12 protein-coding genes are annotated in these 14,861 nt (G+C 41.5%); 4 read left to right on the top strand and 8 right to left on the bottom strand.

Features of this window, described 5'->3' with window-relative positions:
• Nucleotides 1-28: 28 nt before the first annotated feature.
• Together RMZ43_RS00435 and RMZ43_RS00430 are read right to left on the bottom strand one after the other, a co-directional pair.
• Nucleotides 29-760 (bottom strand): Rho termination factor N-terminal domain-containing protein, encoded by a 732-nt coding sequence (locus RMZ43_RS00435; RefSeq protein WP_322652971.1) that lies wholly within the window; start codon nucleotides 758-760, stop codon nucleotides 29-31.
• 4 nt (nucleotides 761-764) lie between these two features.
• Entirely contained in the window at nucleotides 765-2,252 is a 1,488-nt protein-coding gene (locus RMZ43_RS00430; RefSeq protein WP_322652970.1) for an AAA family ATPase, read from the bottom strand.
• A gap of 137 nt (nucleotides 2,253-2,389) precedes the next feature.
• Between RMZ43_RS00430 and RMZ43_RS00425 the strand changes: the two genes are divergently transcribed.
• The gene (locus tag RMZ43_RS00425; RefSeq protein WP_322645646.1) at nucleotides 2,390-2,761 is read left to right on the top strand and encodes a zinc ribbon domain-containing protein; all 372 of its coding nucleotides are present in this window, start codon (nucleotides 2,390-2,392) and stop codon (nucleotides 2,759-2,761) included.
• Between the two features lie 133 nt (nucleotides 2,762-2,894).
• On the opposite strand, the gene RMZ43_RS00420 is transcribed toward RMZ43_RS00425, so the two are convergent.
• From RMZ43_RS00420 to purD, 4 genes are all read right to left on the bottom strand, one after another.
• Nucleotides 2,895-3,275, bottom strand: a complete 381-nt coding sequence (locus RMZ43_RS00420) for a type II toxin-antitoxin system RelE family toxin (RefSeq protein ID WP_322652969.1) — start codon at nucleotides 3,273-3,275, stop codon at nucleotides 2,895-2,897.
• Nucleotides 3,265-3,543 (bottom strand): type II toxin-antitoxin system RelN family antitoxin, encoded by a 279-nt coding sequence (locus RMZ43_RS00415; protein ID WP_322652968.1) that lies wholly within the window; start codon nucleotides 3,541-3,543, stop codon nucleotides 3,265-3,267. The genes RMZ43_RS00420 and RMZ43_RS00415 overlap by 11 nt, the downstream gene beginning before the upstream one ends.
• 160 nt (nucleotides 3,544-3,703) lie before the next feature.
• Nucleotides 3,704-5,650: a two-component system sensor histidine kinase NblS gene (gene nblS / locus RMZ43_RS00410; protein WP_322652967.1), complete on the bottom strand. Its 1,947-nt coding sequence runs from the start codon at nucleotides 5,648-5,650 to the stop codon at nucleotides 3,704-3,706.
• A 359-nt stretch (nucleotides 5,651-6,009) separates the two neighbouring features.
• Nucleotides 6,010-7,305, bottom strand: a complete 1,296-nt coding sequence (purD, locus tag RMZ43_RS00405; RefSeq protein WP_322652966.1) for a phosphoribosylamine--glycine ligase — start codon at nucleotides 7,303-7,305, stop codon at nucleotides 6,010-6,012.
• A 596-nt stretch (nucleotides 7,306-7,901) separates the two neighbouring features.
• Here purD and RMZ43_RS00400 point away from each other — a divergent pair.
• Complete coding sequence (locus tag RMZ43_RS00400; protein WP_322652965.1) at nucleotides 7,902-8,861, top strand: NAD-dependent epimerase/dehydratase family protein; 960 nt, start codon at nucleotides 7,902-7,904, stop codon at nucleotides 8,859-8,861.
• A 177-nt stretch (nucleotides 8,862-9,038) separates the two neighbouring features.
• Here RMZ43_RS00400 and RMZ43_RS00395 read toward each other — a convergent pair whose 3' ends face one another.
• The gene (locus RMZ43_RS00395; RefSeq protein WP_322645640.1) at nucleotides 9,039-9,398 is read right to left on the bottom strand and encodes a hypothetical protein; all 360 of its coding nucleotides are present in this window, start codon (nucleotides 9,396-9,398) and stop codon (nucleotides 9,039-9,041) included.
• Nucleotides 9,399-10,166: 768 nt separating this feature from the next.
• Between RMZ43_RS00395 and RMZ43_RS00390 the strand changes: the two genes are divergently transcribed.
• Both RMZ43_RS00390 and RMZ43_RS00385 read left to right on the top strand, forming a co-directional pair.
• Nucleotides 10,167-10,493, top strand: coding sequence for a DUF433 domain-containing protein (locus RMZ43_RS00390; protein ID WP_190727535.1), 327 nt, complete (start codon nucleotides 10,167-10,169; stop codon nucleotides 10,491-10,493).
• A gap of 2 nt (nucleotides 10,494-10,495) precedes the next feature.
• Entirely contained in the window at nucleotides 10,496-10,837 is a 342-nt protein-coding gene (locus RMZ43_RS00385) for a DUF5615 family PIN-like protein (protein ID WP_322652964.1), read from the top strand.
• Nucleotides 10,838-10,857: 20 nt separating this feature from the next.
• Here RMZ43_RS00385 and RMZ43_RS00380 read toward each other — a convergent pair whose 3' ends face one another.
• Complete coding sequence (locus RMZ43_RS00380; protein ID WP_322652963.1) at nucleotides 10,858-14,832, bottom strand: DUF2157 domain-containing protein; 3,975 nt, start codon at nucleotides 14,830-14,832, stop codon at nucleotides 10,858-10,860.
• Nucleotides 14,833-14,861: the final 29 nt, after the last annotated feature.

The following is a 14,861-nucleotide window of genomic DNA, read 5'->3' as shown; positions in this document are numbered from 1 at the left end:
GAATAACTGAATCTTAAGCAATGCTCAGTTAGCCTACATGATTTTTATCAGCTTTTTCAATAGCATTGAGAATATCAGTCTTTGTCATTCGTGTTGTTATTTTAACACCTTTTTTTCTTGCAATTTCTTGAAGTTGGTCTTTTTTCATGCTGTACAATGGCTTGCTTGGAACTTCTTCAATAATCTTTTTGACAGCTTCTGTAAATTGCTGAACTAACTCAATGTCAATATTTGTTTGCTTGCTTCGACTCTCCTCCAATTTTTTAACTGATGTAGTAACTTGTTCAATCTTTTTGTTAAGCGTTTCTACTTCCAGAACTAATTTATTAAGCTGTTTAAGTATTCTTTGAGTTGATTCTGTGTCTTCAGAAACTGATGGTAAGACTACAATAGGATCTGAAAACCCTAATAATTGCTGCATTTCTTCTTTAGCAGCAGCAGCTTGCTCATCAGTCATATCAAATACCCAAACCCAGAGTTTCTCAATGTCAAGTTCTTTAGCAACTAGACACCAATCAGCACCATAAACAACTTCATACTCTTCTTCCTCACTGTATGCTTCAGTACGACGCACAATCAGAGGAATTAAATTAGTGCCTTGTTGAATAAGGCTGTTACTTAAGTATTCACGTTTTTCAAAAGGAACTTCTGAAACTTCAGACTCTGGTACAGCGATTTGAAAAGTGTAAACTTGTCCATGAGAGATTGACTTGATACGTAAATATTCAACAATACGATCGCGGCGTTCTGCGCTATTCATTTTCTTACTCCTTTTCCTTGGTAACAGAAATCAATTGTTTAGCTAGTTTTATATAGCAGTTAAAAGCATCCTGTGCAGCTTCTTTATCTTTAGAATTTAATTCTTTATCAAATTCTGCAAAGCAAATCGGATACCCCTTATTAGGTGTAGTTGAAACTATGCTCAGGCTTGGAATCCATGTTTCTTGGGGGAATAACTCTATATTTTTACTTTCAGGATTCTTTGATAAAATATCAAAAATCTGCTGAGTCATAGCTAAAGCAACCTTATTTGCGGCTCTATTGTACATACTGACTGCTATTCCCAAAATTGGCAGTGGTTCATCTTTGGATTCATCAAGTGCAATGGCTCTTGAAATCACGTACTCTAATGCCCGAATGGGATAAGGAGCTAACTGGGTAGGAATTAATACTCCAGAAGAGGCCATGAGTGAAATAGTATTAGCTTTACCAAATGATGGCGGTGGGTCAATTAAGATATAATCATATTGATTACGATGTTTGTTTAGCTTCTTAGCTAGTACACGATCAATATCTGGTGTATTAATCAGCGTAGCTTCCATATAACTCAAACGAATGTGAGATGGAACAATATCTAGTTCAACATCATCCCAGTTCTTATGAATAATCGTTTCTTCTAAACTAGTTCTTGGTTCAGTCAGTAAATGGGTAATATCTTTTTTACCTTGCTTTTCAACATCATCTAAAGGATCTATCCCTAATCCCATTGTTAGATTAGCTTGAGCGTCAATATCAATCAGCAGCACTCGCTTACCTAGCTTATTGAGAGCAGCCGCAAGGTTGATAGTTGTTGTCGTTTTACCTACGCCACCTTTGTTATTAAATACAGTAATAATCATCGATTTGCGTTCCTCTTTAGTTTCAGAAACTAATTTTTTTTCTTCACTAGTTTGCTGTGTTTGAATAGGAGAAGTTTTGCCTTTGTTGAATAAGCCCAACATATCTTCTTCTTGCACCTCTTTTGAGATTAAATTTAAAAACTGTAAACGAATATTTTGTTGATTTTTATACAAAGTAGAAGTAAAGTTTAAATAAGTTTTTTTGGATAAAATTTTGTAAAATGACCGATATTTATGAATAAGTGTGGCTTGGGAATACTCTACAATAGTTGTAATTTTTTTATCATAGTTATAAAGTATACGAAAGTCATAGCCATTGGTTAATAGCCCGATAACAGACCCAGTGTGGCGCATGTAATTATTAATTTGCCAAACGCTGTGAGCAATGTTTTTGCTGGGCGCTTTAACTTCAATAATTAAATATGCTGGTTTTATTAAAGCGGAGTCTGGTTGACCCACTAGGAAGTCAAGCTTAGATTGTAGAATTACCACTTGAGACTGCCAATCGGCATTGCTGTAACCAAGGATACGCAATAGGGGAACTACTACCTTTTGCTCTACATCGGATTCATTACTATTTGGAGCGATCGCTTGAAAAATGTTTTGCAGTATTGAGCCATAGTCAGCAATCATACTAGCACCGAGAGGCATCCAACTTTACAATTTTATCCGCTAATTTCTACTTTGTAAAAATTTTTGCCTGTGTTGCTAGTAAAATTCAAGAATGGCTAGAATCAAAGAGTTTACTCAACTTATTTGCACTAAAGGTTTTGGCTACTGTATCTTGTCCCCACTGCCATCAACTCGTTGATAGTCAAGCTATTAGTTGTCCCTATTGCCGGACGACACTCAAAGCTTACGGTCATCCTGGTATTCCATTACACCGCGCCACTGGGGGCGGGTATCTATGCGACACCTGCACTTATCATGCTGATGATACTTGCAATTTTCCTCAGCGTCCCTATGCTAAAGACTGTACCCTCTACCAAAATATTGAAGAGACAAAGTTAGAGTTAGAACAGCAACGTTACAGTAATAGTTTTGCAATAACTGTAAAAAATTGGGTAAAACGCAATCAGGCTTTGCTGTTACTTTTGGGTTTATTATTGGTCTGTTTGTTATTCGTTATATTAAGGTCTTGATGTGGGTTTTCTGGGGAGTGGGGAATATAATGCTTCTGTGTTGAGTCTAATACAGAGCTAAATAGTTACGATTTTATATTTAAATTGTCTCCTCAGCTAAATTGCAATTGATGATGTATCAAAAAACCCGGGTTTATACATCTGAATTATCAGCTATTTGAATTTCTTGCTCGTATTGTGCGATTGCTTCTTCAATTGTTTCATTACTAACATCTGAAATATCGGATTTGGAATAAATTGTAGTGAGTATAATTCCTCGATCGGTTTTCAGATAATAAATGACTCGATAGCCTCCACTTTTTCCTTTTTGAATGTTGCTATTTTTGAGACAAACTTTGAAAACCTGATATTTAACTCCAGCAATTCTATCACCGAGGATTTCACCTGCTTGAAGTTGGTCAATTAAGGGTTGGAGATCAGTACGAATTGAAGGATAACGTTTGGCAAGTTCTCGAAGATCCCTTTTGAAACGAGGTGTAAGAGCGATCTGGGTTGGCGATAGTTCACTCTGCATCGATGCCTGACCACATTTCGGAGAGGGGAAGAGTTTGCCCAGTTAAAGCTTCGTGTAAACCTTGGCGAATACCTTCTATAACAACTTCTGTAGGTGTTTCATCGGGATCGGTTTCGTCATCTTCGGAAAGTAAGACAATAACACGAACACGTTGTGGTTTGATGAATCCCAGTGATTTATCGAGCGTAAGTTGTCCACTCTCATTAATTGTCGCTGTGGTTTCAATTGCTTTCATAGATAATGACAATGTTGTTAAATATTGAGTCAATTCAACTTACTTATAGTCTAGTGCAGCTATTCCCCATTCATCTGGCAATTCCCTCAAACGCTTCATCCGAAATCGTCACTATAGGGAATGGTAAAAAATAACAAACCATGCCCAATTCCTAATCTCCAGGCTGTGATGATTTTGGATGCTTCCCTAACCTTCAAACTGTTGTGATTTTGGATGCTTCAGCAATAGGTTCAATTAATATGGGTGACGCTTTTTCTTCAAAGGTGGCTAAATCGAACCAAAAAGTGGTGCCTATACCAACTTCACTCACCAGATGGACTTTACTACGATGTCTGTCAATAATATTTCTGACAATCGATAAACCTAAACCCGTGCCTTCTAAAGTGTGAACTCGGTTTTCTACGCGAAAGAAGCGTTCAAAAATTGAGTGTTGATCTTCTGTGGCGATGCCAATTCCAGTATCAGAAATTTCAATCCGCACTGGAGCAGATTGGGTGTGACTGGGTTTAAAATCTAGTTGGTAGGCGCGGATTGCCACTTTACCACCGGCTTTAGTGAATTTAAGGGCATTACCAATCAGATTGCCAAACACTTGTACTAATAGATCGTAATTACCCATCACTAATGGCAAATTAGGAGCAACTTCTTGAATGAGTTCAACACCTTTATCTTTAGCATTCAGTTGGTAAGTACGCAGGGTTTGCTCGATCGCTTGGGCTAAATCTACGCCATCGAAGCTGTAATTGCGACCAGATTCGAGTTTTGACAAATCCAAAACATCATTAACTAACCGAGTCAGGCGATCAGTTTCATGGTTGACTGTTTGCAGAAACTCTTTTCGTTCTTTTAAAGCTAAGTCTTCGCCGTAGTCGTGCAGAGTTTCAATATAAGTTTTGATGTTGAATAGAGGCGTTCGCAGTTCGTGAGAAACGTTGCTGATAAATTGGCTTTTTGCCTCGTTTAATTCCACCTCACGGGTTATATCTTGGACAGTAATCGCAATACCTTTGATGCTTTCCCTTTGCACATTGAGTACTGTAGTCAAGAGAATTCGGATCGTTCGCGGGGTGGGTTGGTTAAGAAAAATTCGGAATTCGGCGCTTTCGCATTTGCCTGCTGCCATTTCGTACAAGGGGCTAGCGATTTCCATTTGTACCGATAATGGCAAGTGATGTAACAAATTATTACCTTCCACATCAGCGTTTTCCCAGCCAAAAATTCGCTCTGCTGTGGGGTTAGCTAAAATCACCTGCATGTTATTGTCAATCAACACAGCGCCATCTGCGATCGTTGAAACTAGGGTTTGTAGCTTGGCTTTTTCTGCGGTCAGTTCCTCAATATTTTGTTCTTCATAGCGCTCTAATCGCTCTGCCATTTCATTAAAGCTTAAAATTAACTCCCCCAGTTCGCCCCCTAAAGGTAAATCAATGCGCTGCTTGAAATTCCCGGTAGCAATTTGCTTCACTCCCACCAGTAGTTCTTTAATGGGCTTAGTGATGGTCAAGGCGTTTATTACTCCTGCCAAAATCACCATTACCCAAATGGTAATAAAAACGGCAATGGTGACATCGCGGGTAAAATTGGTGGAGATGACAGCAGTCTGATTGGGGTTGATACCGATCGCTAATACACCTAAGTATTTTTTATTGACAATCAAGGGAATAAATACATCGGTGACTGTTCCATCTGGGGTTGTATGTTGCCGCACCATTGGCTTTTCCCCATCACCAGGGTAATCTTCCGGCAGTTGTATCCGCCGTTTTATGGTGAGAGAGTTTTCTACCTCCGCTTCCCAAAAAGGAATGCCAAAAAAGATTTCCCCGTTTTCGTCAGCGTAAAGCATATAACGCACACTAGAGGTGCTGCTGTAGAAGCGTTGAGAAAATTGGGCAACCTCAGTCAGATTATTGTCAGCGACTAGGGGGGCAACGTTGGCAGCCAGCAGCAGCCCCAAGTCACGGCCAAAGCGGGTGTCATTCATCCGCGCATCCTGCTGGATTGTATTCACAGCCCAGAAGGTCAAGCCACTCATCACCAATGAAACTACCATTGTGGCTACAGCCAATAATTTGGTCTGGAGTGTGAACTCCGACCACCAAGTGGCGATCACATGTTGAATTGTTTTAAACAGACTTAGCATCTTAAATAAAGTTGTTAATACTCTTTGTTATAAAGCCCAACAACTAAAAAATTAACAGTTAATTTGACAAACATGTTAGGGAAGAGGGAGAGATGGGAAACTCCAGGGGATATTTATGTAAGGTAGTCTTAACGAATTTACCTCATTTCAGGCATCCGAGTTGATATCCAGTTGAGGATTAAGGCGTTAAACTCCATTTTTGTGACTATTAGTTACGCACAGATCAGATGAGCAGTCTAACAAAAATTCAACCTGTCGTGATTTTAGGCTAGTTTTCCGGCTCAGGTTAGCGAACTCCAAAAAATAAATTATCCAATTTCTGGACTTCACTACGACTTTCCCTCCCCCTGCCCCCTGCCTTATCCTTGCCTCTGCTTTACGCTGGCTACTCTATGCCCAATATCTCTCCGGTAATATATCCCCTCAAACTGGATATATTTGATACCTGCGTATGCTTGGGCGATCGCTTGCTGAAAATTTTCTCCAATTCCAGTCACATTTAATACCCGACCCCCATCTGTGACAACTTCTTGTTGCTGGTTTAATTTTGTACCTGCATGAAATACTGTTGCTCCGGTTGCTTCTGCCTCACTAATGCCAGTAATGACTTGGCCTTTCTCATATTCTCCTGGATAACCACCTGAAGCTGCAACTACAGTTGCAGATACTCCCTTTTTCCAGGCAATGGGTGGCAATTCACCTAATCGCTGTTGTACACAGGCTAAAAGCAACTCTTCTAAGGGTGTTTCTAACAGTGGCAAAATCACCTGGGTTTCTGGATCGCCAAAGCGACAGTTAAATTCCAAAACCTTAAAGTCGCCATCGGGTGCAATCATTAACCCAGCATACAGTACACCTCGGTAATCAATATTTTGAGCTAGTAAGGTTGCGATCGCTCTTTCTAATACTTCCGTTTGAATGCGTGCCATCAACTCTGGCGTAGCGATGGGTGCTGGGCTGTATGCTCCCATGCCACCAGTATTGTCTCCCGTATCGCCCTCACCAACTCGCTTATGGTCTTGAGCCGGCAACAGGGAGCGAATCGTTAACCCATCTGTTAACGCTAAAATTGATACCTCTTGCCCAACTAAACATTCTTCAATGACAACAAATTCACCAGCACTGCCAAATTGCCCTTGAAAAATTGCATCAACGGCACTTTCTGCCTGTGCAACTGTTTCAGCTACTATTACGCCCTTACCAGCCGCCAAGCCATCAGCTTTAACGACAATTGGCGCTCCCTGAGATTTGATATAAGATTTTGCTGCTGCTGCTTGCGTAAATACCGCAGCCCGTGCCGTCGGAATCCCTGCTTCTTGCATCAGGGCTTTTGCCCAAGCTTTGCTCGCTTCAATTTGCGCTCCCGCTCTGACTGGGCCAAATACCATCAATCCTTTCTTTTGGAGGTAATCTGTGATTCCCATTGCCAAAGGCACTTCTGGCCCAACTATCACCAGAGTAATACCATTTTCTAGAGCATATCGGCTCATGCCCTCAAAATCACCTACTGTTAAGGGCAAGTTATGGCAACGTTCCAGACTTGCTGTACCTCCATTGCCTGGTACACAGACAACTTGCTCAACTTGCTCAGATTGCAACAGTTTCCATGCCAGAGCATGTTCGCGCCCTCCATTACCTACAACTAAAACTTTCACTGCTTTCCTCGTGCGTTCCTTGCGAAACGAGAATGCCCTATTTGGCTCTCGCGGATCAATTTTTCATTAATTTTCACACTTATGCAAGCCCCCTCATAAATCAATACGCTTGGGTTAAGGAAATTTATCTGTTAAGGCAGGCAGGGGAGGCAGGGGAGGCAGGGGGAGAGAATAAAAGCTTGACTAAACTGTATTGCTTCATAAATAAAAAGGCTCACAAGCAGGGGCAGTAATAAATATAGCTATAGCTTTTTGTAATCAAATGAAGTTCATCAAAGCAAGCTCTTTGTTTGATCTTAGGTTAAAAATGGGGTTCTGTACCTAGTAAACTGAGAACCACTATATTGAATTTTTACTGTATTAATTCTTAAAATTTAACTTGGTTAACTAGTATAATTATAACTTTTCTCAAATTGCAATACTTAAACGAGTATATGAATTTGTTCCAATATCAGTAAAATATTTAACTATTTATCATGGTTTTTAACCATTTAAATAATTGAGTAAAAAAATCATCTTCAAGTAATGACGATTATTGATTACAATTATGAATCTGTGAATATAGAAAACAATTTAAATATCAAAAAATAGGCAACATGGCTAAAATTATTGTTACTGGAGCTGCTGGCTTTATTGGCTCTCATTTTGTAGAAACATTACTGCAACAAGGAGAAGAAGTGATCGGAATTGATGAATTTAATGATTACTACGATCCGATGTTAAAGCGTAAAAATATTGCACACTTACATCAGTCACCTGGCTTTACATTAATTGAAGCAGACATGCAGTTTTTAGATTGGCAAAAACTCTTAAAAGATGTAGATATAGTTTACCATCAAGCGGCGCAAGCAGGTGTTAGAGCAAGTTGGGGTAAAGCTTTTCGAGGTTATGCAGAACGAAATATTAACGCTACACAAGTTTTGTTAGAAGCAGCTAAGGATGCTAAACACCTGAAAAGGTTAGTGTTTGCATCTTCATCTAGTATATATGGTGATGCAGAAACGTTACCTACCCATGAAAGAATTTGTCCTAAACCAGTTTCTCCTTACGGCATTACGAAACTAGCTGCGGAGTTTTTATGTGAACTATATCACAAAAACTTTGGCGTCCCTTGTGTGTCATTGCGCTATTTTACAGTATATGGGCCCAAACAGCGCCCAGATATGGCATTTCATAAGTTCTTTAAATCGATTTTGCAGGATGAGGCGATTCCTATTTACGGCGATGGCCAGCAAACGCGGGAGTTTACCTTTGTTAGTGATATCATCGCCGCCAATTTAGCCGCCGCCTCTACACCTGAAGCAGTAGGAGAAATCTTTAATATCGGTGGCGGTAGCAAGGTGGTTTTAGCAGAAGTCTTGGATACGATTGAAGAAATTGTTGGAAAATCAATTAAGAAAAACTACATAGAAAAAGCGATGGGAGACGCCCGCCACACGGCGGCTGATATATCTAAAGCGAAAAAAATTCTCGGATATCAGCCGCAAGTTTCCTTAAGAGAAGGTTTGATACAGGAATGGGAGTGGATAAAATCTTTGTATTCCCTATCCTCTTAACTTTCCTTATCCCCCTCATCTTCTTAAACTTCACTTTTGAAGAGTCTTGCCTTTAGCTGGTAAGTAGAACGAGTAAGAAAAACCAAACTATGTAAAGAAAAATGAAATAGGCTTAAACCCTCTTTCCTTCTGCCTCCTGCCTCCTGCCTTATCCTGACGATAAATATTCACCACGACCTACTTAGTTAAAACAACACCTTGGCGTACACTACGCTTGCGATTGCTTTTACGAGTACCACCAGCCATCTGATACTCGTGGCTATTTTTACCAAACTTATAAGCAACACCAAGCAAAATTTTTTCAGAATAGTCTGCCAAATCTCTTTCATTTTCGGTGATTTGGGTTAATAAAACATCAATAGTAGAGAGAGTGGTATTGTATGCTTCCAAAGATTGACGGAGACTTGCAATTTTGTTTGTATAATCTTTAACCGTTAAATTATCTCCTACATCTAGAGTAGGACTGATAGATTTAACACTTGCCAAGCGCATCTCAGCTTTGCTAAGGATACGTGAATCGCGTTTTTGTCTTGCCATAATTAATACCCTAATTCAAGTAATTCAATAGTGGACAATTTTTTACAAGGTTGTCCTGCGTAAAATTGTTGATTTTTTTTCAGAAAACTAAAATTTGAGTCATTTCAGCAATTTTCATTCTTCCTCTCCCTTTTATAACCGTAGTTGCTCTTTACTCACGACTCACGACTTAGCACTGAGTTAAAGAAGAAGTTGCTACAGGAAAAACGGAAATTTTTGCAGGGAAGACGGAAGTTGCTACAGACTGCGCGAAACACCAAAATGTGAAGACAGAAGTTCTTGCAGGGAAGACGGAAGTTGCTACAGACTGCGCGAAACACCGAAACGTGAAGACAGAAGTTCTTGCAGACTGCGCGAAACACCGAAACGTGAAGACAGAAGTTCTTGCAGGCAAGGCGGAAGTTGCTACGGACTGCGCGAAACACCGAAACGTGAAGACAGAAGTTCTTGCAGGGAAGACGGAAGCTGCTACAGACTGCGCGAAACACCGAAACGTCAACCCTGGAGCAATATTTTTTGATGGATGCTAACGAGTTTTATTGAAAAGTTAGATCCCCTACTTCTTAAAGAAGTCGGGGATCTGGACACTGCGAATTTTCACAAATTAGATAGGATTGCTGTATTAGTTGCAATTTATCTCCTGTAATTGCTCTTTTCGTGCGAGATGCTACGCGAACGAATCGCATCGGGAGTCAAGAGTGTTCTATTAAGATAGAATTAAACAATTTAGGAGATGAGTCATCTCAAGTATTCAGTTTAATACTCACAATGACACTCAAAGAGCTACAACCTCAACTTTTAGCCCTGTCTTTGGAAGAAAAGGCACAAGCAATTCAGATTTTGGCGGCGAGTCTGGGCAATGGGTTGATTGGTATTGAGAAAACACCAGGGGTGATGGGGGGCGATGCCTGTATTCGGCAGACTCGAATTCCGGTTTGGCTGTTGGTTAGCTTGCGCCATCAAGGGGCAAGTGAAGCCTATTTGTTAGAAGATTACCCGACACTAACGGCTGCCGATTTGGTGAACGCATGGCTGTACGCTGAGGTTTATCCTAAAGAAATTGAAGCAGCGATCGCACGGCAAGAGGCGGCTTAAAGGTGGTATTGCTTTATGCCGATGAAGGGTTTCCCAAAGTGGTTACGGGGCTATTGCGTCAATTTGGTCACGATGTGCTGACGGTACAAGAAGCAGGGCAAGCCAACCAGCAAATTCCTGATGACCAAGTGCTTGTATTGGCGACGATTCAGGGGCGGGCAGTGCTGACAGTAAATCGAGATGATTTTATCCGCTTGCATCGCATGAGTCCAGATCATGCAGGTATCATTGTTTGCACAGAGGATTTGGATCGGCAGCGATTAGCCACCCGGATTCATGAGGCAATTGCAGCTGAAGAATCTTTGTTTGGAAAACTGATACGAGTCAATCGCCCGCCTATCTAATTAGTTCAACATTTAGCTGACTATTCCCATGATTGGAATTCATCAATGGCGCTACGAATTAAGGAAGTTATTTGAGCGCGACGGGTTTCAAAGTTAGCGGCGATGTAAATCAGGAGAATGCCAACTAGCAAGCCAACAACCCATTTTAAAAAGGAATACTGCAAGCTGAAAATTACTGATTGATAGATTGTAGTGATTAAAAAAGTCGCTGTACCAATGTAGAGAAAAGCCCGCACTCGCAAAGCTAATCCGGCAAAAATGGCGATGAGGCTGAAAATTCCCGGTATCCAAGCTGTATTTTGATGAAATAAAATTGCCCACCCACAAATTAAACCACTACCTAACACTCTCAGAATATGGCGAGATATTTTGTACTCTGGTAGCTTCAGTTGGGTGTCTACTTGAGCAATATAAAGCAGTGATAACCCAATGGGTGTTACATACCACAAAGCATCAGTTAGGCGTAAGGAATCAAACCAACGGTAAAGCGCCCAATCAATCAACGCCACACTAATATAAGTAAAACGGATGTTTTCACTGACCTTTGCAAGGAAGATGTAAAATCCAGCTGCGAGTAGCAAGGTAATGGGATAAGTTCGCAGTCTAGTTTCCCATAAAATTATCAGTGGTATGATATAAGCGGCTTGCTGCCAAGGTCTTTTAGACCAACCCCAATTTTCCCAAGGTAAGATGTACAGAAAATAGGCTACCACACAGGCGCTCGCACCGTTCCAAGGAACTAACGGCCCAGCCCAAAATCGTCCTACTGCTGTCTCGCGCCAATAAACCCTCATCCCGGCTACCTCTAATAAACCAAGGTAAACCCACATTTCGGCGATTGTGATTCCTCCAAAAATGCTGGGGGAAATGGGCAAATTTCGTCCTTGAAAGATGGCATAGCGAATCAAAAATACTCCCGTTCCCAATCCCACTAAACGGTTAACTGCAATGGGAAGAGGAATGGCAGCCATTAATAAACAGCTACTCCAAGCCCAGTGAATATGGGCAATTCCTTTCAGTTCTTGAGGAGTCAGCCGTAAGTAGCTTACCAACCAAGGCGACAGGATGCGGTAAGCATACATAATAGTTGCGCCAAGGGTAGACATGGCAATCAATCCATCACCTAATGCTCCTCCTGTAGCTTGTGACATTTGATAGAACAAAAGTTCATAGGCAGAAATTGATACGCCAATAATTCCTAAGTACAGCAGGAGTTTAAAGTCTTCGCGGCGTCGCCCCACGCCAATGATAATTAAAGCTACACCCAAAGAATACAAACCAGTCCATTCGGTGAAGGTGTTCACACGCAGCAATACACTAAATGCAGCATAAATTAATGGCAAAATATGAAAACTGCTAGGAAGGCTTTCTAATTGATGTCGTCGTCGCCACCACTCGCCGACAAGTTGAGCGATTAAACCTAAAGCAATATTTGCGATCGCAATCCTAATTATTGATCGTTCCCCAAATCCCAGCCCTTGGGCAGTCAACAATTCCAAAGACCAACCGATGCCATAAAATGCCCAATTTGTCGGTTCTCGCCAACTGCGATAAACAATAGCTACCAAGGTGATTGCAGTGGCAGCTATGTACAAAAATCCCGAAGTAATAAAACCTGAATAAATTAATATTGAGTGTATCGTCAAACCAAACAACTCAAAACCACACAAGGCGATCGCCCATTTATCACTGGCGGCTGCATATATAATTGCTAATTCGTTACCGCGTTGGTTCAAAACTGTTCGCGTTAACCATAAAATTAGGATTGCGATCGCTCCGACGACGAACCAACCTGGTAGCGCGAGGCGAGGTAAGCCAGGTACGCCTACCCATAAAAGTGCCACGATAAAACTTAGAAGAAATCCTTCTGTAATTACCGCAGATATTTGGTTTCGCAAATAGCGCGTATTTACAAACATCAATCCTGTACCTACAGCTAAACCAATTAATCTGGTTTCAGGTAGCTGTAAAGTCAGTAACTGGGCAACTCCCACAGCCAATACACTCAAGTAACGGCTAGTAAGGCGACGCTCTATAATTGTGGCATTGGCAACACCTGTGAGAGTTATAGGCGTAATTAGCCATAAGACTCCCCAATAAGCTTGTCTATCAGCTATGCCATACCAAGATGATTCTGCATTCATCCACAATAGGAAAAAACTAGCGGCGGCTAATCCTAAACCAATGTCCCAGGCACTACGTCGCCATAGTCCTTCGCTTAAACTAAATATCCATTCTGCAACCATCAGAGCTAATAAAATACTTGCCCAGACTTGATGATTCAGGGTTGGTAATAACCAATTAATGGTAAAACAAAAAGTCAGCACTCCCACGATGTGAGTTAGATATATCAGGGGAAGGGATGCGGGGGAGCGGCGTTGAGTGACAAATGCCAGAGTAATTGTAGAAAATAGCAGATTTAGCGATCGCAATGCCGGATTTACTATTGCGATCGTTGTTAAAAAAGCTCCAAATAAGAGGGTGAGCAGTTCGCCAAATTTAGCCAATTCTCGCTTTTCGTTGCGATGCAAACTATCTGTGAACGCCACCATCAAAATTATGTAGGGAAATAAAGCTATACTCAGCAACGCCCAAGGTTCATTTTGAGAATTAGTAAGTTGAGTAGCGGTTGCGATCGCTAATTTCTGTAAGCTATCAGGTACTAATCGCCAACCTAGCCAAATCGTCTGCAAGCCAATAACGAAAACTGCTGCAAAGTCTAATTTTAAACTGTACTGCCGCAGACGACTTCCGACAAACCACAAACCCAAACCACTTACAGCTATTGCCTGCCAAGGATAACTTACTACCGAAACCAGCCAACCCAAGAAGAGTAGAGTGCCGCCCAGTCTTTCCCAGAGTAACAAGGACGAAGGGAATGGAGGAGATAAGGAGGATGAAGAATTTACTTCTTTATCTTCCCCTGCTCCCCCTGCCTCCCCTGCTCCCCCTACCCCCTGCCCCCTGCCCCCTGCCCTCCCCTTCTCTGCTAACCAAGTTACAAGCCAGCCACAAATACCAATAGCTAACCCCAACTGCGTCACATCTACCCGAACAACAAAAATTGCCCGCACTAGCAGCACTATCAAAGCATAAATAATTACAGTGGCAGCCAAACTAATACTTGCTTGGCGCTTATCACGCCGATCTTCTTCACTGATAGCATTAAGCTGTTGGTAATTATGATAAACGGTAAGAATAGTTGTGCCGATCATTGCCACATAAACGGCAATCAAGGGAAATCCTGGTAATTGCCAACCCCAATGCAGATAACTCAGCCCCAGAATATTTATTAGAGGTAATTTGCCGGTAAGTAAATTGGGAAAAATACTGCGATTTTTGGAGAGTAGAACAGTTATAGCAGTGAGGGTAGGACAAGCGATCGCAACTACAATCCAATCTAAAGGATTTTGCCACAATCGAAAGCTATCCATTGCCCAAAAATTCACTGGCACTAACAGCATGGTGACAATTAGCAATGTCTGAGCCGTCAATCTAAGGTTGCTTTGCCTAATTGCCCAAAAGCTTAATCCCCAGAAAGTTAAAGTATAAGCAAATAAAACTCCATACTGTCCAGAAGCCGGAAACCTCTCCCACTGACTCGCAGCCAGTACCCCAGAGGACACAACTACCAAGAATACCCCTAGAAAAAGTAGCCAACGCACACTCAGTTCTGCCCCCAAGGACTGCAACATTGTGCTGATAAAGTTGGGTTTAGCTGGTTGTTGCTGCGGTTGTCTACGGCTACTAGGTTGTAAAGCTGCTACGGGCAACTGCTGCACGGGGTTGGAAGTTACAAACGCTACCTTTGTTTTAGCTTCAGGCTGGGGTTGTAACACCACCGTACACACCAAGAATTCTCGGCATAGCTGCTTAACTTGGGCATCGGATATCAAACCCAAACGCAGCCATATATCTAGCCCTTCTAATAAGTGAGGATGGGAGGATGGCAGTCTGATCTCAAGTTTTAGCGGGCGCTCAAGGGGCGATGACATAAGCGGCAGCAGTATAAGTATATACTTAA

This window comes from Nostoc sp. CmiVER01, assembly GCF_034531135.2.
Lineage (GTDB): Bacteria > Cyanobacteriota > Cyanobacteriia > Cyanobacteriales > Nostocaceae > Nostoc.
Note: the sequence above shows the minus strand (reverse complement) of the source record. Positions and strands in the feature narration are given on the sequence as shown.

Excerpts from the sequence above, each read along its gene's own strand:
- RMZ43_RS00390 (WP_190727535.1), top strand. The coding sequence starts at position 10,167 with ATGACACTCAAAGAGCTACAACCTCAACTTTTAGCCCTGTCTTTGGAA.
- RMZ43_RS00380 (WP_322652963.1), bottom strand. The coding sequence starts at position 14,832 with ATGTCATCGCCCCTTGAGCGCCCGCTAAAACTTGAGATCAGACTGCCA.
- RMZ43_RS00420 (WP_322652969.1), bottom strand. The coding sequence starts at position 3,275 with ATGCAGAGTGAACTATCGCCAACCCAGATCGCTCTTACACCTCGTTTC.
- nblS (WP_322652967.1), bottom strand. The coding sequence starts at position 5,650 with ATGCTAAGTCTGTTTAAAACAATTCAACATGTGATCGCCACTTGGTGG.
- RMZ43_RS00430 (WP_322652970.1), bottom strand. The coding sequence starts at position 2,252 with ATGATTGCTGACTATGGCTCAATACTGCAAAACATTTTTCAAGCGATC.
- RMZ43_RS00400 (WP_322652965.1), top strand. The coding sequence starts at position 7,902 with ATGGCTAAAATTATTGTTACTGGAGCTGCTGGCTTTATTGGCTCTCAT.
- RMZ43_RS00395 (WP_322645640.1), bottom strand. The coding sequence starts at position 9,398 with ATGGCAAGACAAAAACGCGATTCACGTATCCTTAGCAAAGCTGAGATG.
- RMZ43_RS00435 (WP_322652971.1), bottom strand. The coding sequence starts at position 760 with ATGAATAGCGCAGAACGCCGCGATCGTATTGTTGAATATTTACGTATC.